This is a genomic window from Aminobacter sp. DSM 101952 (genome assembly GCF_001424795.1).
Lineage (GTDB): Bacteria > Pseudomonadota > Alphaproteobacteria > Rhizobiales > Rhizobiaceae > Aminobacter > Aminobacter aganoensis.
This window is the reverse complement of the sequence record NZ_LMCL01000032.1, coordinates 88,302-111,154: the sequence shown is the minus strand read 5'-3', so window position 1 is coordinate 111,154 and position 22,853 is coordinate 88,302. Positions and strand designations below refer to the sequence as shown.

Annotated in this window: 23 protein-coding genes; 8 read left to right on the top strand and 15 right to left on the bottom strand. The window is 65.2% G+C overall.

Features of this window, described 5'->3' with window-relative positions:
• Window positions 1-169 precede the first annotated feature (169 nt).
• A complete protein-coding gene (locus tag ASC75_RS20610) occupies window positions 170-1,909 on the top strand; it encodes a DUF882 domain-containing protein (protein WP_055979624.1) in 1,740 nt (579 codons plus the stop codon).
• Between the two features lie 72 nt (window positions 1,910-1,981).
• Here ASC75_RS20610 and ASC75_RS20605 read toward each other — a convergent pair whose 3' ends face one another.
• Together ASC75_RS20605 and ASC75_RS20600 are read right to left on the bottom strand one after the other, a co-directional pair.
• On the bottom strand, window positions 1,982-2,623 hold the full coding sequence (locus ASC75_RS20605; RefSeq protein ID WP_055979621.1) for a 2-dehydro-3-deoxy-phosphogluconate aldolase: 642 nt from the start codon (window positions 2,621-2,623) through the stop codon (window positions 1,982-1,984).
• Between the two features lie 135 nt (window positions 2,624-2,758).
• Complete coding sequence (locus ASC75_RS20600) at window positions 2,759-3,628, bottom strand: N-acetylmuramidase domain-containing protein (protein ID WP_055980254.1); 870 nt, start codon at window positions 3,626-3,628, stop codon at window positions 2,759-2,761.
• Window positions 3,629-3,812: 184 nt separating this feature from the next.
• Between ASC75_RS20600 and ASC75_RS20595 the strand changes: the two genes are divergently transcribed.
• The 3 genes from ASC75_RS20595 (at window position 3,813) to ASC75_RS20585 (ending at window position 6,643) form a co-directional block, all read left to right on the top strand.
• Entirely contained in the window at window positions 3,813-4,742 is a 930-nt protein-coding gene (locus tag ASC75_RS20595; RefSeq protein WP_055979618.1) for a rhodanese-related sulfurtransferase, read from the top strand.
• A 102-nt stretch (window positions 4,743-4,844) separates the two neighbouring features.
• Entirely contained in the window at window positions 4,845-5,594 is a 750-nt protein-coding gene (locus tag ASC75_RS20590; RefSeq protein WP_055979615.1) for a tellurite resistance TerB family protein, read from the top strand.
• Window positions 5,595-5,887: 293 nt separating this feature from the next.
• The gene (locus tag ASC75_RS20585; RefSeq protein ID WP_055979612.1) at window positions 5,888-6,643 is read left to right on the top strand and encodes an SDR family oxidoreductase; all 756 of its coding nucleotides are present in this window, start codon (window positions 5,888-5,890) and stop codon (window positions 6,641-6,643) included.
• Between the two features lie 9 nt (window positions 6,644-6,652).
• Here the strand turns inward: ASC75_RS20585 and ASC75_RS20580 are convergent, their stop codons facing one another.
• Complete coding sequence (locus ASC75_RS20580) at window positions 6,653-7,837, bottom strand: pyridoxal phosphate-dependent aminotransferase (protein WP_055979609.1); 1,185 nt, start codon at window positions 7,835-7,837, stop codon at window positions 6,653-6,655.
• A gap of 83 nt (window positions 7,838-7,920) precedes the next feature.
• Here ASC75_RS20580 and ASC75_RS20575 point away from each other — a divergent pair, with 83 nt between their 5' ends.
• Window positions 7,921-8,604 carry a GNAT family protein gene (locus ASC75_RS20575; protein ID WP_055980250.1) on the top strand — a complete coding sequence of 228 codons (684 nt, stop codon included), beginning with the start codon at window positions 7,921-7,923 and terminating at the stop codon, window positions 8,602-8,604.
• A gap of 155 nt (window positions 8,605-8,759) precedes the next feature.
• Complete coding sequence (locus ASC75_RS20570) at window positions 8,760-8,966, top strand: hypothetical protein (RefSeq protein WP_055979606.1); 207 nt, start codon at window positions 8,760-8,762, stop codon at window positions 8,964-8,966.
• A gap of 18 nt (window positions 8,967-8,984) precedes the next feature.
• On the opposite strand, the gene ASC75_RS20565 is transcribed toward ASC75_RS20570, so the two are convergent.
• The 5 genes from ASC75_RS20565 to ASC75_RS20545 all read right to left on the bottom strand — a co-directional run bounded on the left by ASC75_RS20565 (window position 8,985) and on the right by ASC75_RS20545 (window position 14,812).
• A complete protein-coding gene (locus ASC75_RS20565) occupies window positions 8,985-10,082 on the bottom strand; it encodes a nickel/cobalt transporter (protein WP_055979603.1) in 1,098 nt (365 codons plus the stop codon).
• 4 nt (window positions 10,083-10,086) lie between these two features.
• A complete protein-coding gene (locus tag ASC75_RS20560; protein WP_055979600.1) occupies window positions 10,087-10,752 on the bottom strand; it encodes a DUF1007 family protein in 666 nt (221 codons plus the stop codon).
• A 64-nt stretch (window positions 10,753-10,816) separates the two neighbouring features.
• Entirely contained in the window at window positions 10,817-11,737 is a 921-nt protein-coding gene (locus ASC75_RS20555; protein WP_055979597.1) for a LysR family transcriptional regulator, read from the bottom strand.
• Between the two features lie 113 nt (window positions 11,738-11,850).
• Window positions 11,851-13,503 (bottom strand): DUF1963 domain-containing protein, encoded by a 1,653-nt coding sequence (locus ASC75_RS20550; RefSeq protein WP_055979594.1) that lies wholly within the window; start codon window positions 13,501-13,503, stop codon window positions 11,851-11,853.
• A 115-nt stretch (window positions 13,504-13,618) separates the two neighbouring features.
• Entirely contained in the window at window positions 13,619-14,812 is a 1,194-nt protein-coding gene (locus tag ASC75_RS20545) for an amidase (RefSeq protein ID WP_055979591.1), read from the bottom strand.
• A gap of 548 nt (window positions 14,813-15,360) precedes the next feature.
• On the opposite strand from ASC75_RS20545, the gene odc2 reads away from it, so the two are divergent.
• Entirely contained in the window at window positions 15,361-16,494 is a 1,134-nt protein-coding gene (gene odc2 / locus ASC75_RS20540) for an ornithine/lysine decarboxylase (RefSeq protein WP_055979588.1), read from the top strand.
• Between the two features lie 116 nt (window positions 16,495-16,610).
• Window positions 16,611-17,177: an N-acetyltransferase gene (locus ASC75_RS20535; protein ID WP_055979585.1), complete on the top strand. Its 567-nt coding sequence runs from the start codon at window positions 16,611-16,613 to the stop codon at window positions 17,175-17,177.
• A 54-nt stretch (window positions 17,178-17,231) separates the two neighbouring features.
• On the opposite strand, the gene ASC75_RS20530 is transcribed toward ASC75_RS20535, so the two are convergent.
• From ASC75_RS20530 to flhA, 7 genes are all read right to left on the bottom strand, one after another.
• Window positions 17,232-17,594, bottom strand: a complete 363-nt coding sequence (locus tag ASC75_RS20530; RefSeq protein ID WP_343065558.1) for an SCP2 sterol-binding domain-containing protein — start codon at window positions 17,592-17,594, stop codon at window positions 17,232-17,234.
• A gap of 88 nt (window positions 17,595-17,682) precedes the next feature.
• Complete coding sequence (locus tag ASC75_RS20525; RefSeq protein WP_082496684.1) at window positions 17,683-18,234, bottom strand: hypothetical protein; 552 nt, start codon at window positions 18,232-18,234, stop codon at window positions 17,683-17,685.
• Window positions 18,222-18,641, bottom strand: coding sequence for a hypothetical protein (locus ASC75_RS20520; protein WP_055979579.1), 420 nt, complete (start codon window positions 18,639-18,641; stop codon window positions 18,222-18,224). The genes ASC75_RS20525 and ASC75_RS20520 overlap by 13 nt, the downstream gene beginning before the upstream one ends.
• A gap of 10 nt (window positions 18,642-18,651) precedes the next feature.
• On the bottom strand, window positions 18,652-19,200 hold the full coding sequence (locus ASC75_RS20515; protein ID WP_055979576.1) for a rod-binding protein: 549 nt from the start codon (window positions 19,198-19,200) through the stop codon (window positions 18,652-18,654).
• 64 nt (window positions 19,201-19,264) lie between these two features.
• The gene (locus ASC75_RS20510) at window positions 19,265-19,651 is read right to left on the bottom strand and encodes a hypothetical protein (RefSeq protein ID WP_055979573.1); all 387 of its coding nucleotides are present in this window, start codon (window positions 19,649-19,651) and stop codon (window positions 19,265-19,267) included.
• 2 nt (window positions 19,652-19,653) lie between these two features.
• Window positions 19,654-20,406, bottom strand: a complete 753-nt coding sequence (gene fliR, locus ASC75_RS20505) for a flagellar biosynthetic protein FliR (protein ID WP_055979570.1) — start codon at window positions 20,404-20,406, stop codon at window positions 19,654-19,656.
• Window positions 20,403-22,493 carry a flagellar biosynthesis protein FlhA gene (flhA, locus tag ASC75_RS20500; protein ID WP_055979566.1) on the bottom strand — a complete coding sequence of 697 codons (2,091 nt, stop codon included), beginning with the start codon at window positions 22,491-22,493 and terminating at the stop codon, window positions 20,403-20,405. The genes fliR and flhA overlap by 4 nt, the downstream gene beginning before the upstream one ends.
• Between the last annotated feature and the right edge of the window lie 360 nt (window positions 22,494-22,853).

The window sequence follows — 22,853 nt, the reverse complement described above, 5'->3', positions numbered from 1 at the left end:
GTGATTAACCATTAGGATCGATATTCGGACACGAATCCGTAACAGTGTCCGGGCTTCAAATCCGGGGACAGATGGCAGCCTAACAGGGCCTTTTGATTTGAACAGGATCGAGAACACCGAAGGGCGTCGCTCGAAATCGAATAATTGGCAAAAGTGGCTTACGGCCGCGATGCTAACGTTTGGTTTCCTGACAGCTTCTCAAGCGACAGCCTCCGCCGAAACGCGGACCCTCAAGCTTTATTACACCCATACGGGTGAGCGGGCTGAGATCACGTTCAAGCGCAACGGCAGATACGACGCTGCCGGGCTCAAGAAGCTCAATCAGTTCCTGCGCGACTGGCGCCGCAACGAGCCGACCAAGATGGACCCGCGACTGTTCGACGTGGTCTGGGAGGCCTATCGTTCCGCCGGCGGCCGCGACTATATCCATGTCGTGTCTGCTTATCGGTCGCCCGCGACTAATTCGCTTCTGCGCAGCCGTTCGAGCGGCGTTGCCGAAAAAAGCCAGCACATGCTCGGCAAGGCGATGGATTTCTTCATTCCCGGCGTGCCGCTGAAGAAGCTGCGTGACTCGGGCCTGCGCGTGCAGGCCGGTGGCGTCGGCTACTATCCGCGCTCCGGTTCGCCCTTCATCCACATGGATGTCGGCAATGTGCGCCACTGGCCGCGCATGAGCCGCAAGGAACTCGTCGCGGTGTTCCCATCCGGCAAGACGCTGCACGTGCCGAGCGACGGCAAGCCGCTGCCCGGTTTCGAGCAGGCGCTGGCCTCCTATCAGTCGCGCAAGAAGAGTGGCGAGATGGTTCTTGCCAGCGCTTCGTCGTCGCCGTCCAAGCGCAGCGGCGGCCTGTTTGCCGCGCTGTTTGGTGGCGGCGGTGCCGACGAGGAAGAGGATACCGGCGAAATCGCCGTGGCCGCCGTGGCGCCGAAGCCGAAGGCGACCGCCAGGGCCGTTGCCGAATCTCCCGCTGCCAAGACTCTGCCCGGCATCCAGATCGTGGCGCCGGAAAACGCCCAGCGGGCAGAACTGCCGCAGATGGCCGACGAGGCTCCTGCCGAGGACGCGCCGGAGACCATTCTCGCGGCACTTCCCGCCCGCAGCGTGCCGCTGCCCGGCATCGCGCCGCGGCCGCAGGCCGAAGTCGGCATGGCGACCGCAGAAAACGTGCCGTTCGGTGCCGCATCCGCGCCGCTGGCCGAAGGCGAGCAGCCGACCGCGGTCGAACAGCAGATTGCGGCCAATGTGCCGCTGCCGACCAGGCGTCCCAACTACAATCCGCCGGCCGAGCTCGCGCCCGAGAACCAGAACGTCCTGATGGCGCTCGCCTCCACCGACGACATGCCGGCTGTGGCAAGCGGCGCGCCGCTGCCTTCGGCCCGTCCGCAGGACATGACGGTGGAAGCGGCGCTCGCAGCGGCCGACGACATTCCAGCCGAGGAAGCTGCCGACGACGAGTTCGAGGTTGCAGCTCTCGCGCCGGTGCCGGAGCAGCGGTCGGTGTTCGACCAGCCCGAGGTCGTGGCCACCGCCGCGCCCAAGGCTGCGACGCCGAAGACTGCCATTGCCTCGCTTTCGGCGGGCCAGGACCCGGCCGCGGCGATCGGCGGCAGCGTCAAGACCACCCGCAAGTCGGCGCGTCCCGTTGCCGAGGAAGCCAAGCCCGATCCCAAGGCCGTCGTGGTCGCAGCAGCGCCCGATGCCGCACGCTGGGCCCTGCGCAGCGGCGAGCAGGTGACGACGGTCACGACCAATACCAAGGCTCCGGGCTTTGCCTACAACATGGTCCGCACCGCGCCGAAGGAGGTCTATACGGCCGGCTTCCAGCAGGGCAGCCAGTCGGCGGATGCCAACCGCTTCTCCGGCAGCGCCGTGAAGTTCCTGTCGGTGGCTCGCTTCGAGAACAACTGACCGGACGACGAGACAAACAAAAAAAGCCGCGCTGGTAACCAGCGCGGCTTTTTTGTTTGCAGCGACCGCGCGTCAGCTCTTGCGCAGCTTGTTGGCCTCCGCCGCCAGCGCCTCGATCCCGGCCCAGTCGCCGGCCTTGACCATCTCGTCCGGGGCAACCCACGAGCCGCCGACGCAGACGACGTTCGGCAGGCTGAGATAGTCCCTGGCGTTCTTGGCCGAGATGCCGCCGGTGGGGCAGAACTTGACGTCGGCGATCGGCGAGGCGAGGGCCTTGAGGAACGGCGCGCCGCCGGCCTGCTCGGCGGGGAAGAATTTCAGGAAGTCGAGGCCGGCCTCGAGCGCGCCCATGATCTCGCCCGGCGTGATGGTGCCCGGCAACAGCGGCACGTCGCTTTTGGCGGCATGGGCGGCCAGTTCGCGGGTCAGGCCGGGGCTGACGATGAACTTCGAGCCGGCGGCAACGGCCTCGTCGAAATGGCGGGCGTTGAGGATCGTGCCGGCGCCGACGATGCAGTCCTCGACCTCGGCGGCGACGCGGCGGATGCATTCCAGCGCTTCGTCGGTCCGCAAGGTGATCTCGATCGCCCGGAGGCCGCCGCGGGCCAGGGCGCGGGCCAGCGGCACGGCATCGGCGGCACGCTCGATCTTCAGCACCGGAATGACCGGCTGGCCATCCAGCAGCGCAAGCAGTTTCTGGGTTTTGCTGGTCATGGCACTCGCTCCGTTCTCAATTTTCAACCGATTTAACAGACCCGGCGGATCAAGTCCACGAAGCCTGCAGCGACATGGTGCCCGGGTGTCGTCAGGAGGTCTGGGCTGCTCTGCGTGTCATACAGGTCCAGCCTTCTAAGATCGACCGAAAATCCCGGCCAGCCAGGATCTGAGCGCCGGCCACAGCCCGCCGGTCGCAGGCTGCAAGGCTGTGCGTATCGCGCCTTGCGTGCGTTCGCCGGCGATGCCGTCGGCGGCAAGGCCGTGCTCGGCCTGGAACGTCCTGACCGCAGACGCGGTTCCCGGGCCATAGATGCCGTCGGTGTCGACGGGGTAGCCCAGCGCGACGAGCGTTTCCTGCAATTCGGTGACCAGTTCGCCGCGCGAGCCGACCTGCATCGTCAGGTCGCCGGGTGCCGGCCCGTCGATCTGCCTGCGATAGGCTTCTGCCAGCTTGGTATGGTAGTTGTTCTTGCGGAAGCCAGGGCCGTTGTAGCCGTGCCCGACGGCTTCCCAGTCATGGCCGTTGAGCGCGTCCTTGAGCCCGGCCTTGTTGATGTAGCGGGCCATCAGCCGTGCCTGGCCGGCAGCCCCGGAGCGGGCCTCGGCGACGAGCCCGTCGACATTGTCGAAGCCGAGCCACAGCCAGTGCGCCCCCATCACCTGCCCGAGGCCCCACGAGGTCGATTCATGGGCGGCCTGGTGGTCGATGCCGGCCGCCTGTTCGAGCATCTGCCAGCGTGCCGCCTGGCCGCGCGGGTTGGCGACGGCGCCGGCCGTCGGCGAGGCCAGGCCCGCCGCGCGTGCCCTTGCCTGCCTGTCGTCGGAAAGCCTGCGGTCGAAATAGTGCCCCTCGAAGCGGATCAGCGGTTCGTTGCGGCCGTCGACCCTTGCGAAGACCTGGCCGGCGCTCTCGATCTCGGCAATGGCGAGCAGCGCGGCCGGCTCCAGCCCGAATTCGCTCGCCGCCTTCTCGATTTCATCGGCCGTCTGCTTGCTGAACATGCGCGACACTCTCCGTTTCGTCGCAACCATTGTCGCCGGAATTCGGCAGGCGTGGAAAAGGCAGCCCGAGGTTTCGCCCGTCTTTTCCGGCACGAGGCCCGACCCGAATCAGGAACCGCCTGTAATCGCTCCACTTTCAGCTGCACGTTGAAAAAAATGAGGCGAAGCGCTAGTGGCTCACGCCATGAATCTTTCCACGCCTCATTTCGAGTACCGCGTCGTCGCCCTCTACCGCTTCTGCCGGCTGGAGCGCTTCGAGGATCTGCGCGCCCCGCTTGCCGCCTTCTGCTGCGGCAAAGGCATCAAGGGCACGCTGCTGCTGGCCCGCGAGGGCATCAACGGCACGGTCGCGGGGACCGAGGAGGCGATTGCCGAGCTGGTCGCCCATCTCGAAGCGATTCCCGAACTCGCCGGTCTCGAAGTCAAGTACAGCACGGCGAGCGAAATGCCGTTCCACCGCATGAAGGTGCGGCTGAAGAGCGAGATCGTCACTATGGGCGTCGAGGGCATCGACCCGCTCGCCAGCGTCGGCGCCTATGTCGAGCCGCAGGACTGGAACGCCCTCATTTCCGACCCCGGCACGATCGTCGTCGACACGCGCAACGACTACGAGGTTTCTATCGGCACGTTCTCCGGCGCGGTCGACCCGCAGACCAAAAGTTTCCGCGAGTTCCCGGGCTGGGTCGAGAACCATCGCAGCGAGCTCGAAGGCCGCAAGGTGGCGATGTTCTGCACCGGCGGCATCCGCTGCGAAAAGGCGACGGCCTATGTGAAGTCGCTCGGCATCGACGAGGTGTTCCACCTCAAGGGCGGCATCCTTAGATATCTCGAGGAGGTGCCGGCCGAGGACAGCCTGTGGCAGGGCGAGTGCTTCGTCTTCGACGAGCGCGTCTCTGTGGCGCACGGCCTTGCCGTCGGCGAGGCCGAGCTCTGCCGTGCCTGCCGGCATCCGCTCATGCCCGAGGAATTGCAGTCGCCGAAATTCCTGTCGGGCGTTTCCTGCCCGCATTGCCACGACAGCCGCAGCGAGGCGGATCGCGCCCGCTATGCCGAGCGTCACCGCCAAGTAGAACTGGCAGAACAACGCGGCGACGCCCCTCACATCGGCAGTTGAACGGCTGTATCCGGATTGCATCGCCAAATTGGCCGGCGTCATTGTAATGTCGCGATCGTCCGCCTACCTCTCGGCGACCGACATTTCCAACCGGAGGCATCCATGTTCGACCCCAAGAAGCTGCTCGACGATCTCCTCGGCTCCAAGATCCCTGGCACCGGCTCCACCGTGCGCGACAAGGCCGGACAGGCGACGCAAATGGCCAAGGACAATCCGCTTGCTGCAGGTGCGCTGGTCGCGGTGCTGCTCGGGACCGGTGCCGGCCGCCAGGTCACGGGCACGGCGCTGAAGGTCGGCGGTCTCGCGGCCATCGGCGGCCTCGCCTACAAGGCCTACCAGAACTACAAGGCCGGCAATGCCCCCGAGCAGACCGCCGCCGCCCCCGAAGCCGAGCCGCAGCTTCTGCCGCCGCCGGCCGACAATTCCTTCCATCCCTCGCAGGCGCCCCAGGGCGAGACCGAATTCGCGCTGACCCTGATCCGCGCCATGATCGCCGCCGCCAAGGCCGACGGCCATATCGACGACGACGAGCGCAAGAAGATCGGCGACAAGCTCAGCCTGTCCGGCATCGGTTCCGAGGCGGAGCAGTTCCTGATGGCCGAGCTCGATGCGCCGCTGGATCTCGATTCGATCGTCGCCGCAGCCCAGACCGACGCCCAGAAGGTCGAGCTCTACACGGCCTCGCGCCTTGCCATCGATCCCGACACGCGCGCCGAACGCGGCTATCTCGACCTGCTCGCCGGCCGGCTGAAGCTGCCGGACGCGTTGGTCGACCATGTCGAGGCGACGGTGTCGAGCGTCAAGGTGCCGGTCGAGGCAACGGCCAATCCGCAGGTCAACCCACGCTGGTAGGTGCCGGGCGGGAGGCCCGGGAAAAGCGGCTAAAAGGCCGTTTTTCACGTTAAGGATTTGTTAACCGAGCAGGCGCATCCTTTTCTTACTCGGATCGGCTCTCCTCCTCCCAAGCACGGTTCGATGAAAAACTGGGCGGTCGCCAATGACCGCCCTTTTTCTGTGCCCGCATCCTTTGCGCCATCGCTACAATCGAGACGCCCGATCTGGTTTTGCCTGGGTCGGCGCTCTAGATTGTCGACGCTAAATGATCGTCCGCCGGCGATTGGTCATGCGCATGGAGGAGCTTCATCATGGCAAGCAACAGGGTTGCAGTGGTCACCGGTGCTGGCAAGGGCATAGGCAAGGCGGTGGCGACCGCGCTGCTGAGGGACGGCTGGAACACCGTCTTCTGCGGCCGTAGCAAGGCACCGCTCGATGCGGCGATAGCGGACGCCGGCAAGACCGACGCCAGCGCCCTGGCCGCGGTCTGCGACGTCACCAGGCCCGATCAGGTCGACGACATGTTCGAGACCATCACCGAGGCGTTCGGGCGGGTCGATCTGCTCTTCAACAATGCCGGCATGGGCTACAAGGCCTCCACCATCGACGAGATTCCCGTCGAGGCCTGGAACGATGTCGTGGCGGTCAACCTGACCGGCTCGTTCCTGTGCTCGCGCGCGGCGTTCGCGGCGATGCGCAGGCAGGAGCCGATGGGCGGCCGCATCATCAACAACGGTTCGGTGTCGGCCCATGCGCCGCGCCCGGGTTCGGTGCCCTACACCGCGACCAAGCACGCCATCACCGGCCTGACCAAGACGCTGGCGCTCGACGGGCGCCCCTTCGACATCGCCTGCGGCCAGATCGACATCGGCAACGCGCTGACCGAAATGGCCGTGCCGATGACTGTCGGCGTGCAGCAGGCCGACGGCTCGATCGCCGCGGAAGCGGTGATGGACGTCGAGCGCGTCGCCGAGGCGGTGGTCTACATGGCCGGCCTGCCGCTCGACGCCAACGTGCTGTTCATGACCGTGATGGCGACCAAGATGCCCTATGTCGGGCGCGGGTGAGCCTCGGCCCTATTTCGCGAGGAACGCCTCGATCCGCTCCAGTGCGCGCAGGATGTTCTCTTCCGAGTTGGCGTAGGACAGCCTGATGTAGCCTTCGCCCAAGATGCCGAAGTCGGGGCCGCCGATCAGGGCCACGCCGGCGTCCTCGAGCAGTGCAGATGCCAGTTTCTTGGCCTTCCAGCCGGTCTTTTCGATGTTGGGGAAGGCGTAGAAGGCGCCCTTGGGCGAGATGCAGGAAATGCCGTCGATGGCGTTCAGCCCCTCGACGACGATGCGGCGGCGGCTGTCGAAGGCGCGCATCATCCTGTCGACGTCGTCCTGCGGGCCGTCGATCGCAGCGATGCCGGCATACTGGCTCGGCGCGTTGACGCATGACCAGCAGTTGACCGCCAGCTTGCGTACCTTGTCGTATAGATTGCCGCTCTGCGGTCCGTTCGGCCAGATCGACCAGCCCATGCGCCAGCCGGTCATCGCCCAGGTCTTGGACCAGCCGTTGAGGATGATCAGCCGGTCGCGGATCTCGGGGAAGGCAAGCAGCGAGCTGTGGCTTTCGCCGTCATAGGTCATGACGTCGTAGATCTCGTCGGACATGATCGCGACGTGGGGATGGGCTTCCAGTCCCTTGACCAGCTTGGCGATCTCGGTGCGCGGAGTCACCCCGCCCGTCGGGTTGGCCGGCGAGTTGAGGATCAGCAGCCGCGTCTTCGGGGTGATCAGCGACAGCGTCTCCTCGGCCGAGAAGGCAAAGCCGTTGGCCTCGCGCATCGGCACCGGAACCGGGGTCGCGCCGGTGAACTCGATCATCGAGCGGTAGATGGGAAAGCCCGGGTCGGGGTAGAGGATCTCTGCCCCCGGTTCGCCGAACATCAGGATCGCGGCGAACATCGTCGGCTTGCCGCCGGGCATGATCATGACGCTTTCCGGGGAAACCTCGACGCCGGTGGTGGCCAGCGTTCGCCGTACCACCGCCTCGCGTGTCGCCAGCAGCCCGTTGGCGGGGGTGTAGCCGTGGTGGCCGTCGCGCAGCGCCTTGATGGCCGCTTCCACGATATGTTCCGGCGTGCGGAAGTCGGGCTGTCCGATGCCCAGGTTGACGATATCGCGCCCCTCGTGGAGCAGGGCCGTGGCACGGGCCAATACGGCAAAGGCATTTTCCTCGCCGAGGCGGTCGAAAGCGGCAATCGTGTGGAGCATTCCGGCTGTCCGTCTGGTTCTGTTGGGGGCAGGTGATTTTTGCGAGACTTGGGGCGACCATGTCAAACGAATTGGAGACGTCCTTGTCCGAGAACCTGCAGGACTGGAAGCCGCGGCCGCGCCCCGAGCGCGTCAACCTTGAGGGGCGCTATGTCCGCCTCGAGCCGCTTGACGCGGCAAAACACGGCGAACGCCTGTACGAGATGGCGACGGCACAGGATGCCGAAGGCCGTTTCCGCTGGCTGTTCGACACCAAGCCGCAGAGCCGCGCAGACTTCCAGCCCTGGCTCGACAAATCGGCGGCGAGCGAAGACCCGCTGTTTTTCGTCGTCATCGACAAGGCGAGCGGCAGGATGGCAGGCCGCCAGACGCTGATGCGCATCGATCCGGCCCATGGCGTCATCGAGATCGGCAACATCTACTGGAGCGACATCGTCGCCCGCAAGCCGGCGGCTACGGAGGCGCAGTTCCTGTTTGCGCTCTATGCCTTCGACCTCGGCTACCGCCGCTATGAATGGAAGTGCAACAACAACAACGAGCCGTCCAAGCGTGCCGCCGAGCGCTTCGGCTTCAAGTTCGAGGGCATCTTCCGCCAGCACATGGTCGCCAAAGGCGAAAACCGCGACACAGCCTGGTATTCGATCATCGACAGTGAATGGCCGACATTGCGACGGGCCTACGAGGCCTGGCTCGACCCGGCCAATTTCGATGCTGCGGGCCAGCAGAAACGGCGGCTGGAGGATTTCCGAGCCGAGTTCGGCGCCTGAGAGCACCGGCGCCCGCAATCAGCGGGCTCGCTCGGAACAGGCATGCGACAAAGGAACCGTCCCTGGCGCGTTGGCTGATGCGCCGGCTGGCGCTATGAGGGGTAAGCCACACCGGGACCGGACCCGGCAACATCAGGAAGCTGGGGCGATAGCCGATGGATACCAAGACGCGAAATTCCGCTATTGCCGCAGCCATCTTCCTGGGCGGCTTCGGCCTGTTTGCCTATTTCCTGCCCAAGATCATGCTGGCCGTCGGCAACTATTCGACGGTGGCCGCGAGCGTGATCGCGGTGTTCTTCGTATTGGCCTTCTTCGGCGTGTTCTGGCTGCGCGGCCGCAGCCAGCGCAAGAAGGGCCTCTGACCAGACCGGCCGGCCGGGTCAGGCGCTCAGGCTGGCTGCCAGCAGCACCAGGCCGAGCAGCATGACGAGTGCGGCGCCGCCGATCTCGATGACATTGTGAACGCGGTTGCCGGCGCGCCCGTCGCCGGCAATGGCGACGGCCCAGTTCTTGGCCGTGACCGCAAGCACGGCGAGCGCCGAAACGGTGATCGCCGTTCCCAGCGCCATGGCGAATACCGACAGGATGCCGCCGGCCCACAGGCCGTTGAGGAAGGCGAAGCTGAGCACGATCAGCGCGCCGGAGCAGGGGCGGATGCCGACTGCGGCCACTGCCGACCATGCGGTGCGCCAGTCGAAATGCCTGCCTTCCAGCATCTTCGGGTCGGGCGCGTGCGAATGGCCGCAGGTGGCGCAGACCTCGCCTGCATAGTGATGGTGGTGGGCATGGCCATGGTGGCTGTGGCCGTGATGCGCGTGGCCGTCATGTCCATGATCGTGGCCGCAGTCGGCATGGTCATGGTCATGCGCAGGGCCGGCATGCGCCGCCGACAGGCTGTGGCCCGGGGCCGCGCCGGCCAGGCCGCGGACCATCGGGCGCAGCTTGCGCCAGAGCAGCCAGGCGCCGAAGGCGGCGATCAGCGCGTAGCTCACCGTTTCCAGGAACCAGGTGGCGTTGGTCATCGACACCGAGGTGCCGCGCAGCACGAGGAACACCAGCGTCATCAGCACGATCGCGGTCACGCCCTGCAGGAAGGCCGAGACGAAGGACAGCATGATGCCGCGCTTCAGCGCCACCTCGTTGGCCAGCATGTAGGACGAGATCACCGCCTTGCCATGGCCGGGACCGGCGGCGTGGAAGACGCCATAGGCGAAGGACAGGCCGACGAGCAGCCAGATGCCGCTGCCTTCGCCGTCGCGCATCGCCTTCAGCGCGCCGGTCAGCGAGCGGTAGAACTGCTGCTGGTGGACGTTGATCCAGTTGAGCAGGCCGGCAAACAGCCCGGTCGACGGGGCGATGGCCTCGTTGGTGCCGATGCCGAGCGAGCTCTGGGCATGGGCGTGGCCGGTGAAGAAGTGGCTGAGCACGTAGCTGATCAACAGCAGGGCGAAGATCGCGCGGACGGTCAATTTCTTCACGGCGTCAGCCCTTTGCCTGGCAGTTCAGTTCCAGCCGGGTGGCGAAGATCTTGCTCATGTCCGTTCCCGCCGGGTCGTTGAAGAAGGCGTCGGTCAGCTTGGTCTGGTTCTGCGCGATCGCCTCGTCGGGATCCGGGCGGATCACCTGGCGCGTGCAGATCGCCGGCAGCGAGGCGACATTGAGGTTGGTGTCCTCGGTGAAATCGATCGCCGTGTAGAAAGTCGGATCGTAGACGCCGAAATCGATCCTGCCAGACAGCTTCAGCGGCTCCTTCGGCTCCGCCTCGAACAGGATGATCAACTGCTGGTCCTCGAAATCGGCGATCAGGCCGGCCGGCGGCTTCATGGCCACGTCCTTGCCGTCGAGCGTGACGACCTGGAAGTAATTGTACTCGCCGATGGATTCGAACACCGTCTTGGAGACCTCTGCCAGTTCGCTGTCGTCGAGCTTGAGGTCGGAATTCTTGTCGAACTCCATCAGCACGGTGCTGGAGAACAGGTCGTCGAAGCGCCAGAGGTGGCGCAGCGACTTCACCGTGTTGTCGGGGTTGAGCTGGACGTCGAGCCGGGCCTCGGCGAAGACGTGCGGATGAACGCTCGCCGGCGCCGTCGTTGCCAGCAGGGCTGCTCCGGCCGCGGCCATCATCGACGTTCGCATTTTCAGAATCATGGCACTGCGGTCCGGCGGTTCGAATGAAGCCGACCATTATCAGAAACAGGGCGAAAGTGGGACGTCAGCCTTTCAATTCTGCGGGATGGTCGCACGGATTGATCTTGAACCACTGCACCAGGAAATCGACGAAGACGCGGATCTTGGCCGGCAAATAGCGCCTGTGCGGGTAGACCGCGAAGATGCCGCCGGCGGACGGGCGGTTGTCGTCGAGCACCGGCACGAGCCGTCCGGCTTCGATGTCGGGTGCGGCGATGAAATCCGGCAGGATGGCGAAGCCGAGGCCGGCGACCGCCGCGGCCCGTGCCGCCAGCGGGCTGTTGACTTCCATCGGCCCGCTCACCGAAACGGTCATGGCCTCGCCGGTGTCGCTGGTGAACGGCCAGTTCGACAGGTAGCGGCCGTTGGTATCGATGATGCAGGGGATGCTGGTGAGGTCGGTCGGGCGCTGCGGCATGCCGTACTTGGCGATCAGCTCAGGGGAGGCGCACAGCCTGATGCCGAAGGGTGCCAGCCGGCGCGCGATCAGCGACGAGTTCTCCAGCCGCGAGATGCGGATGGCAAGGTCGAAGCCTTCTTCCACCAGGTCGACGAAGCGGTCGTCGAGATGGATCTCGAGCACGATGTCGGGGTGTTCCTTGGCGAAGTCGATCAGCGACTGGCCGATCGGCGCGTCGGCAAAGGTGCGCGGCGCCGACAGCTTGATGCGGCCGCGCACGTCGCCGGAGGATTCGCGTACGGCATCGGCCAGGCTGTCGACCTCGCGGACGATCTCGGACGCGCGCCGGTAGTAGGTGTGCCCGGCCTCGGTCAGCGAGAACTGGCGGGTGGTGCGATTGAGCAGCAGGGCGCCGAGCTCGTCCTCCAGTTCGCGGACATATTTGGACAGCAGCGCCTTCGAGCGGCCGATCTTGCGCGCCGCCGCAGAGAAGCCTTCGGCCTCGACGACGTCGATGAAGGCGCGCATCCGGGTGAGTGTGTCCATGTGCCTGCGGTCTCGTTCAAAGAAAATCTACGTTCGTGCGAAGATTGTTCACACCGGGCGAGGGGTCAAGGGCAACCAAACAAAGCGTGATGCGTCAGGGCCGAAAGTGCCGGCTAGTTGGAGACCTGGGTCCTGACAGCGTCGAACCTGCCCGCCGCTAGGTCCTTTTTGCTGATCGTCAGCACCAGCGTTTCGACGTCGCCGAACATCCAGCCCATCAGGTTGCTTGTGGGCAGTTCGAGCAGGGTCACGTCCTTGTCGAGGTCGAACTGGCGGACATAGAGGAATGGAATGTGGCCCATGCCTGCCATTTCGTGCACGGCCTCGTCCTTCCAGATGGCCTCGAAGTAGCCGCGCATCGCCGGAGGCAGGGCATCCGGCGATCTGGAGTAGGCGTGCCGCGCCCGGTCAAGACGCAGGCATTCGAAGTCCCAGGTCCACAGGGAGCCGTCGCCGTTGTGGGTGGTCAGCGGCGCCTGCTGCGTTCGCGGATAGATGATGTCGTACTTTGCCAGTTCGGCCACGATCGCGGCGATTTGGTCTTGCGACAACTGCGTCTGGTCCGATGTTGCCCTGACCCGCTCGGCCACTGAGCGCACCTGTGCCAGCGCGGCTTCGAGCATGGGTTGCCCCTTCGTCCTTGCGTCGATCAACGCCGGCAAGGTAACCGCGCGTTCGCGCAGTTCGGCGAGGTTGCCGGGCTGCTCTGCGGCAGCTTCCGCAAGCGCGAGGCTTTTCGATACCTGTTCGAGCTGCTGCCGGATCGGCGTGATCAGGTCCTTGGTCACATATTCGGCGAGGCGTGCCTCGGCGATTTCGAGCATGGCGAGGGTGGTGTCGCGATCGAAGGGGCGATGCTCCGGCGATGCCACGTCGAAACCCTGCCTGTAGATCTCGTGGATCGCCTCGCTATGACCTTCCAGCTTGGGGTCGGGATCACCGGAGCGCAGCGGCATCAGGTCGACGGGCCAGCGTGGCCAGTCGTTGATCGGCATCAGCCGCGACTTGCCATAGGGCAGGCTGGTGGACCAGCCTGCTATGCTGAGGTCGTCGGGTCCCTGCCGCCATGGTCCCATCTCGCCGAGATGCAGCACGCGTACGGCGTAGTCGGTCGGGTGGATGAAGAAGGCGAGCCAGCCTTCGCGCGGCCCCAGCCCGTCCCAGAGATCGTCAGGCAAATCGGCGCAGCAGATCTGGCCAAGGAAATTGGCGTTGCGGCCGTCTATCTGGGGCCAGGGGATATGTTCGGCCATCGCCGGTTCGCCGCCCAGCCAGCTTCTCGGGCGTTCGACGTCGCGCAGCGGGATCTGCGGCACCAGCCGGACGACCAGGGGTTCGGTGCCCTTGGCGTCGATGAGTTGCTTTTCATGCACGAGCTGGGCGGACAAGTCCTCCCGAAGCTTGATCAGGAACTGGCGGTCGGCCTCGGTCAGCGGCCTGTCCGGCACTTTGAGATTGGTCCTTGCGACCGCCTTGGCCATGCGTTCCGCGGAGGGAGCTTGCATGACCGGCGCTGCTGTTTTGGCCGTTCGTTGCCGGACGGCAGGGCGTGCAGTCGGTTGCTGACCGCTATGTTGCCTGCGATAGGCCTGTATCGTGAACACGATGGTCAGCAGGGCGAGCACGGCGGCAGAAGGAACCATGCCGATCCGCGACACCAGCACGAAGTCGAGGAGGGTATTGATGCCCTGGACGCCGTTGGAGACACCGCCGCCGGGCAGGCCGTCGAGGAAACGCGTAAGCGTCTGCGCAACCAGCGTGGCCATGACAACAAATACCAGCAACGGGCGCGTGTATGGGCTCATGCGCGGCAAACTAGCGGCACAAGACTAATCATTGGTGATTGCTGGCAGTAGTTTGTCTGCGGTGCGGCGCGGGTTTCTACTTGCCGGCAGCTTCCAGGATCTTGCGTCCCAGCTTTATCAGCGCGAGGTCGCTGCCGGCGGGGCCGAGCAACGACAGGCCGAAGGGCGCGCCTTCGACCGCGCCGATGGGCAGGGTGATCTGCGGGAAGCCCGACAGGCCGGACAGGCAGAGCAGCATGAGTGCCCGCTCGCGGTAGGCCAGCAATTCGTCATGCGTGCCATAGGCGAGCGGGGCCGCGCCGGGCACCGTCGGCAGGACCAGGATGCCGTCGTTGCCCAGCAAGGCGCCGAGCGCGCTGCGGAAAGCATCGCGCCTGGCGATCTCGGCCTGGTAGGTTGCGGCGTCGATGGTGGCGCCGAACTCGAAGCGCTCCTTGACGCCTGGGCCGAGGCCGCGGTCTGCGGACGAGATCCATGCGCCGTGCTGCTGCCAGGCTTCATATGCCTGGACCTTGCGGAAGCACCAGTAGAGCTCGTCGGGGGTGAAGGCGAGGGGGGCTGCCTTGGCGACCGGGCCAAGGACGCTTTCGGCGACGCCGCGTATGCGCCGGTATTCGGCGGTCTCGGCGGGGCCGGAGGGCAGCGCGTCGAGCCAGTCGAGCGCCAGCGGCCGGGCCAGTTCGCCACGATGGGCATCCTTGCCGATGAGCAGCTTGGCGACGGTCTCATAGATGTCGATGTCGCGCGCGAACCAGCCGAACACGTCGAGGCTGGGGGCGAGCTTCATCGCGCCGTCGAGCGGGATCAGGCCATGGGTCGCGCGCAGGCCGACAAGCCCGCAGAAGCTGGCCGGCGCCCGGATCGAGCCGCCGGTGTCGGAACCCACCGCGATGTCGGCAAGCGCGCCGGCGACAGCGGCGGCCGAACCCGACGAAGAGCCGCCGGTAACGCGGCCGGGCGCTGCCGGATTGATCGGGTGCGGGAAGTGCGCGTTCTGGCCCATCAGCGAGAAGGCGAGTTCGTCGGTCTGGGTCTTGCCGGCGAATCGCGCGCCGGCATCGAGAAGCGCCTGCACCGACACGGCGGTATCGGTCGCCGGAAGGCCGCTGCTGGCCTTGCCGGGGTTGCCGCAGCCGGTGACGAGGCCGGCAACGTCGTAGATGTCCTTGACGGCCAGCCGCAGGCCGGCCAATCGGCCATTTTCTGCATTCGAAACAGGCACTTGCGGCGTATCGACAAATGCGTTGAAAGGGTCGGGCATGCCAGTCATCGTTCGAAGCCTGTTTACGATATCTCCAGCATTGTTCGACGTTTGAATTTTTTCAACCCACCGTCCGATTTTAATTGATTGTGACGGTCGTGGTGCATATATCCCGGCTTGCCCAAAGTCGCACGTGCCTGTGGGTGTCCGCCGATCCCTCGAATGGCGAGGAAATCGGTAAGGTAACTGGAGCTAACCCCTCCAGTCGGTTTGGCGGCCAACCGCGAAATCGAGGACACCTTGAAGCAACGACGGTGCGGGCCTTTCTGGTTCTCTTCCGGCTGTCCAAAAGCCGGGGTTACTGAAGAGGCACACCTTCATTGCCGGCAGTGCGGAACGGGTCTTCCCATTTCCAAGCCAAGGCAGACAAAGCGAACCGAAGCCGGGCTGGCTCAGGTTCACCGCCGCGTGAAGCGCATTTATGGATCCAGGGTCTCCACAGGCTGGTTCCATCAAATAGCGGTCATGTCTTTGTCCACCGCGGGATACCGCGGCCGGGAACGGCCGTCCCGCAGCTTGATGATCTTGCGCGGCAGGACCGCGCGATGGAGAGACCTATGGCCACTCAGCGCATCCTCGACTTCCTTGCCACCCGACGTCCGTCCGGCCCCTGCCTCGTCGTCGACCTCGATGTCGTGCGCGACAATTTCCGCGCCTTCGAAAAGGCCATGCCGGAGTCCAAGATCTACTACGCGGTGAAGGCAAACCCGGCGCCCGAGATCCTGCGCCTGCTTGCTTCGATGGGCTCGTCCTTCGACACCGCGTCGGTCGCCGAGATCGAGATGGCCATGGATGCCGGCGCGCCGGCCGAGCGCATCTCCTTCGGCAACACGATCAAGAAGGAGCGCGACATCGCGCGTGCCTTCGAACTGGGCATCCGCCTGTTTGCCGTCGACAGCGTCGAAGAGGTCGAGAAGATCGCGCGTGCCGCCCCCGGCGCCCGCGTGTTCTGCCGCGTTCTGACCGATGGCGAAGGTGCCGAATGGCCGCTGTCGCGCAAGTTCGGCTGCGTGCCTGCCATGGCGGTCGACGTGCTGCGTCAGGCCAAGGTGCTCGGCCTCGACGCCTATGGCGTGTCGTTCCACGTCGGTTCCCAGCAGGTCGATCTCTCCGCCTGGGACCGTGCGCTGACCGACGCCAAGAAGGTGTTCGCGTCGCTTGCCGAAGAGGGCATCACCCTTGGCATGGTCAACATGGGCGGCGGTTTCCCGACGCGCTACCTGCGCGACGTGCCGGCGGCCCAGGCCTATGGCCAGGCCATCTTCGAGGCGCTGTCCAAGCATTTCGGCAACAATATCCCGGAGACGATCATCGAGCCGGGCCGCGGCATGGTCGGCAATGCCGGCGTCATCAAGTCGGAAGTCGTGCTGATCTCCAAGAAGGCCGACAACGACAATGTGCGCTGGGTGTTCCTCGACATCGGCAAATTCGGCGGTCTCGCCGAGACGATGGACGAAGCCATCCGCTACCCGATCGTCACCGAGCGCGATGCCGACGAAAAGTCGCCCTGCGTGCTCGCCGGCCCGACTTGCGATTCGGCCGACGTGATGTACGAAAAGACGCCGTACCCGCTGCCCTTGTCGCTGACCATCGGTGACGAGGTGCTGATCGAGGGCACCGGCGCCTACACGACGACCTACTCGTCGGTCGCCTTCAACGGCTTCGAGCCTCTCCGATCCTACGTGATCTGACGGCTCGAAACGGCGCCTGGCGCCGGAGCCGTTCAGATCACCCCGGCGGGCGTGCACCTGGTGCGCCCGACGGGTTCGCTTGTGGAACAGATCTCCGCTCGTGAAGGATCGCGGAAATGAACATCGAAGAAATTGCCAAAACCTCGCCCGACATCGTGATCGTGGCTGAAACCTTTGCCGACATTCCGGCACGTGAAGCCCTGCTTGACCGGGCCATGGGCCCGAAACGGCGCAAGAAGTCGTCGGAGAAGCTGCGCCGAGGGCGCCGCCCTTCCGAGGGCCTGGCGCTGATCGCGCGCACTGCCGAGGGTTCGGTGGTCGGCACCGTGCGGCTGTGGGACGTGCGTCTGGGCGAGGGTGGTCCGGCGGGGCTCCTGCTCGGCCCGCTTGCCGTCGACCAGGCGATGAAGAGCGCTGGCATCGGCTCGGCGCTGATGCGCCATGCCATCGCGGAGGCTGCGCGCCTCGGCCATCGCGCCATCCTGCTGGTCGGCGATGCGCCCTATTATGCGCGCTTCGGCTTTACCGCCGACAAGACGGGGCAGTTGGCAATGCCTGGCCCCTACGAGCGCGAACGCTTTCTCGCGCTGGAACTTGTTTCGGGCGTCCTGGACGGTACCAAGGGCGTCCTGAAGGCTGCCGGCCGCAAGCTCAAGACCGAGCGTGCGCGGCTGGCTGCCTGATCGTGACCTTCCCGTGCCTGGCGGTGACGGGAAGGTCCATTAGGCCTCTGAGGCTTAGCCGAGAAGGCTGCTGAGGCCCATGGCCACGGACATGTCGCCTTCGACCTTGATCTTGCCGGTCATGAAGGCCATCGTCGGGTTGAGGTCGCCGGCAATGAGCGACTCCAGGTCGTCGAGCGACAGCTTGATGGTGCAATCGGCGGGGCCGTCGGTGGTCGACAGCGTCGCGCCGTCGATGACGATGACGCCGTCGGCGCCGGTGTCGAACTTGACCGAACGGTCGAAGCCGGAGCTCTCGACCTTCGACTTGATCTGGTCTGCGACTGTCTGAATGCTCATGGCTGTCTCCTGATCTTTCCTGAAAGGCGCTTTGCGCCCGGCCTCCCCGGACCAATCCGGACAAGCCGGCCGCGTCACAGGACTGCAAAGCCTATAGCGGCCAATTGACGTTTACGTCAACGTAGATTTGAGAAACGGCACGTCAAGTGGCTGGCTCGCGTCGGGCTCAGTGGGCGGGGGCCGGTGCCTCGCCGGCGGCTTCGGCCTCGGCCGATTTTGCGGCCGCCGTCGCGGCTGCAGAACGGCGACGCACCGCATTGTCGCGAACGTCGTCCGGCGTCAGGAAGTCGATCTGCTCGACCATCACCTCATGCACCAGCTTCTCGCCGATGCGGGCGTTGATGCTGTCGCGCAGGCCGTTGCGGAAGCCGTCGAGGTCGAGCTTGTCGTACTGGGTGAAGTCGATCTGCGGATTGCCGTAGAGATAGGAATAGACCTGGTCGACGAGCAGCGCGTCCATCGGCACCGACATCTTGGCGACCTGCTTGGGCTCGACCGTGTAGACCAGGCGCGTCAGGAAATAGCCCTCGACGCGCTCGCCCTTGAGCAGCGGCACCGAGATCACATCCGTCTTGACGTAGTCGAGACCGCCGAGCAGCGGCTTCTTTTCGTCGACCGCGGGCAGGTTGGCCGCGGCCTGGAACGAATAGAAGACCGCGCCGAGCGTCACGGCGACGATCCACAAGGCCGCCGCGATGAACTTGATCACCGCGCCCATCCGAATTCGTTGGCGGAATAGGTGCCGTCGGTCTCGGAGCGCTGGATGGCATCCTTGAGCAGGTTGGCGACTTCGCTGACCGCGCTGAGATGGGCGAGGATGGCGCGTTCGTTGGCGGCGAGCTTGTCGCGCAGGCGCTCGACGCCGACCTTGAGGTCGCCCGGGAAGTCACCTTCGACCAGGCCCTTGGTGGCGCGCGTCAATTCGTAGAGATAGCGGCTCTTGCGTGCGTTCGACGCCTTGATGTCGAACCGGATGTCGGTCCGGATCGAGGCGGTTTCTTCCTCGACCGCCTCTTCGATGCGGCTGATGATGGCGCCGATGTTGCCCGGCTGCGTCGACTGGACGAGTTCGATCGGCTCGGCCTTGGCCGGGAGGTTCGGCCTGTATTCGGAGAGATCCGACATATCTTACCCTCTAGGATTTGGTGTCAGTGACGGAGGAGGCTGTGTCGCGTCCCAGCGACTGGACCATCTTCCGTTGTATTTCCTGGATGACCGCGGTCGCCTGGCTTTCCTGCTGGTCGAGCGCTGCCCGATCCGGGCCGCCGCCAGCCGGTCCGACCGGCATCGCCTGCTCGTCCTTGATGTAATGGTCGCGCATGAGCGCCTTGGCGATGCCGATGCCGCCGGCTTCTGCGGTCTGGCCGGCCAGATGCTCGGCCATCATCGACTTCCACATGTCGCCGGCCATGCCCTTGCCGTAGACGCTGTCGGTGTTCTTGGGCAGCATGTTCTCGATGAAGGTCTGCAGCACCATGGCTTCGAAGCGCTTCATGCTGGCGTCGGGGCTTGCCGTGTCGGGCTGCCGCGAGATGCCGCCGGTGACGGCTGCCTCGGTGAGCGAGAAGGCGCCCGCGGTGCTGGCCGTCCGGTTGGCGAGCGCGGCACGCGCGGCCTGGATGCCGGCCGGCTCGACGGCCTTGGCAACGTCCAGAACGATGTCGCTGGGTGGGGAGATCGCCAAAGCTGGCTCGCCTTTCCGGGGTTTCTGTTACTGCTGATTGTGGAGGGTCAAGCTTGCGGCAACCTTACTTGTCGTCGCTCGGCTTTCTTTCAATGATTTCGAGACGTTCGCGGTCGGCGCTGTCGCGCTCGTCCTGGCGGCGGACGTCGCGATAGGCGCGCTCGACCATGTTGGTGCGGGCGGTGGCCGCGGCGATCTTTCCGACCTCGAACCTGGCGAGGCCGAGGTTGAGCTGCTGCCGGTTGATCGCCGCCGAGATGCGGCGGTGATAGAGCTCCGGGAAAAGCTGGGGCATGCCTTCGGCGCTGTCGAAGCTTTCCGCCAGGGCCTGCGCCTCGCTCTCCGCCGCGATGGCCTGGGCGACAAAGCCGGCGTGACGTGTCTCGTGCAGCGCCTTGAGCTGTTCCTGCACCACGACCAGCTTCTTCAGCCGCTCCCTGCGCGACGCCATGTCTACCTCCCCACCGTGATGTCGACGAAGCCGTCGGCGAACAGGCTGAGCATGGTGGCGATGCCGAAATACATCATGATCAGGCCGCCGGCGACGACGAAGGGCAGCGAGATGAAGTAGACCGGGATCTGCGGCGTCAGCTTGTTGACGAAGCCGATCGTCAGGTTGACCAGGAGGGCATAGGCGATGAACGGGCTGCCCAGCCGGAGCACGACCATGAAGCTCTCCGACAGCGTGTCGGCGATGTCGACCAGGGCTGCCTGCGGGTTGAAGAACAGGTTGACCGGCGCGACCTGATAGGAGGCGACCAGCGCGCGCACGATCTCATGATGGAAATTGAAGGCGAAGAGCAGGATCAGCGCCGAAATAGAGATGATCGACGCAAGCGGGGCCTGCGGTTCGTTTTCCTCGATGGCGTGGCCGCCGACGCCGCCATAGCCGATCAGCATGGCGATGGCCGAGCCCATGAACATCAGCGCCAGGATGTAGAGGCGCGCCATCAGGCCGATGAGGCCGCCGATCAGCAGCTCCGAGGCGATCATCGGCATCAGAACGCCCGGGCGCGCATCGACATAGGGAAAGATCTGGTCCCAGAGATGGACCATGAGCCCGCCGGTCGCGGCGACGGCGACGAACAACCTGACATGCATCGGCACGCGCACGCTCGAAATGCCGGGCATCAGCATGAAGCAGCTGCCGATGCGGCAAAAGGCGAGGAACGCCGCAAGGATGAACCCTTGCGCGGCAACATTCATGAGATGGTTCCAAGCACGCGGAGCTCGACGCCCTTGGCGATCTCGACATGGCTGAGCACCGGCAGGGTCGGGAACAGACGCTCGATGATCATGCGGACGTAGGGCCGGGCGTCGGGGGCGGTGACCAGCACGAAGCGCTCGCCGGTTTCCAGGTGGGTGCGGATCGCCTTGGAGGCGTCCTGGCCGAATTCCTCGAGCTGGCGTGGGTCGATGTCAAATTCGCGGACCTCGCCCTTGGCGTCGCGCTTGAGGCTCTGGTGGAAGGCGAGGTCCCAGCGGTTGCCGAGACGCAGCACCTTGAGCACGCCGCTCTCGCCGAGGTCGCCGCAGATCTGCTGGGCCATGCGGATGCGGACATGCTCGACGATCTGCTCGGTGCGGCGGACATGCGGGGAAATCTCGGCGATGGCCTCGATGATGAGGTGGAGATTGCGGATCGAGACGCGCTCGGCGAGCAGCAGCTTGAGCACCGCCTGCAGGCCCGGATAGGTGATGTGCGAGGTGCAGATCTCGTCGGCAAGCTTGCGGTATTCCGGGTCCTGGCGGTCGAGAAGCGCCTTCATGTCCTTGTAGGACAGCAACTGCGGCAGGTTGTTGCGGATCACCTCGGAGAGATGGGTGAGCAGCACCGACATGTTGTCGGCGAAGGTGAACTGCTCGCGCTTGAGGTCCTCGGCGAAGGAATCGAGTACCGAAAAGGCGCGCATGCCGAAGGCGGGTTCGCGCACTTCCTCGCCCGGAATGTCGGGCAGTTCGCGCGAGCCGAGCAGCACCATGATCTCGCCGACGCGCATCTGGTATTCGGCGACCACCGTGCCGTGGATCTTGATCTGGTAGCTCTTGGGCGGGATCGAGTAGTCGTCGGTCATCCTGACTTCAGGCACGACGAAGCCGTACTGGGTGGCGAACTTCTTGCGCATCTTCGACATGCGGAAGGCGAGTTCCTGGTGCGTGGCGAGCAGGCGCGTCGACAGCTGCTTGCCGATCAGGAGCTCGATCTCGGCTGTGGCGAGCGACGCCTTGACCGAATTCTTCTCCTCCTCGACCTTGTCGACCTCCGCCTGCTTCTTCTCGGCATCGGCCTCGGCGATGCGGCGGTTGTGGCGCATCGGGATGATGTAGCCGAGTGCTGCCATGCCGGCGGCGAGGGTGACGAACGGGAACATCGGCAGGCCCGGCATCAGGGCGAGCAGCAGCAGCAGGCCGGCGGCGACGTAAAGGGCGCGCGGATAGGCGCCGAGCTGGCCGAACACCGCCTGGTCGGCCGAGCCGCGGGTGCCGCCCTTGGAGACCAGCAGGCCGGCGGCGAGCGAGACGATGAGGGCCGGGATCTGGGTGACAAGGCCGTCGCCGACGGACAGCTTGATGAACACGTCGGCGGCTTCGCCCATGCCCATGTCGTGGCGGAAATAGCCGATGGCGATGCCGCCGACGATGTTGATGGCGGTGATCATCAGGCCGGCGATGGCGTCGCCGCGGACGAATTTCGAGGCACCGTCCATCGAGCCGAAGAAGGAGCTTTCCTCCTCCAGTTCACGGCGGCGGAGCTGGGCGGTCTTGTCGTCGATCATGCCGGCGGCGAGGTCGGCGTCGATCGACATCTGCTTGCCGGGGATGGCGTCGAGGGTGAAGCGGGCGCCGACCTCGGCGATACGCGTCGCGCCCTTGGTGATGACGATGAAGTTCACCACGATCAGGATCAGGAAGACGATCAGGCCGATGACGAAATCGCCGGACATGACGAGGTTGGAGAAACCCGAGATGACGTAGCCGGCGGCGTGGGTGCCTTCGTTGCCGTGCGACAGGATCATGCGCGTGGTGGCGATGTTGAGCGACAGGCGCAGCATGGTGGCGATCAGCAGGATCGTCGGGAACGAGGAGAAGTCGAGCGGCCGCTGGATCCACAGGGCGACCATCAGGATCAGCACCGAGATGGCGATGGAGAAGGCGAGGCCGACGTCGATCAGGAAGGCCGGGATCGGCAGGAACAGGACGGCGAGGATGACGACGATGCCGAGCGCGAAGAAGACGTCGCGTCCGCTCTTGTTGGGAGCGCCTATGCCCGAAATGGTTTCACTGATCGCCATGGCTTACCCGACCGAATTCCGCCGCGACCCATGCCACGGCCCGTTGACCCTATTGCTTCAAGCTTGCGCGAGGGTGGGAGGAGGGGACGCACGGCCTGCGTTGGCGGATGCCAAGCCTTTTCACCGCCACGCTCGCTTTCGCGCCTGGCCATTGTCATCCCTCGACAAGCTCATCCCTCGACAAGCTCATCCTTCGACAAGCTCATCCTTCGACAAGCTCATCCTTCGACAAGCTCATCCTTCGACAAGCTCAGGATGAGGGAAACCGGGAAGCGGGGCGCGAGGCCGTGCCTTCCGATAGTTTAGTAATGGCGCGACGTCCGCGCCCCGCCGGCGATATCGTCCAGCGCACCCGGGCCG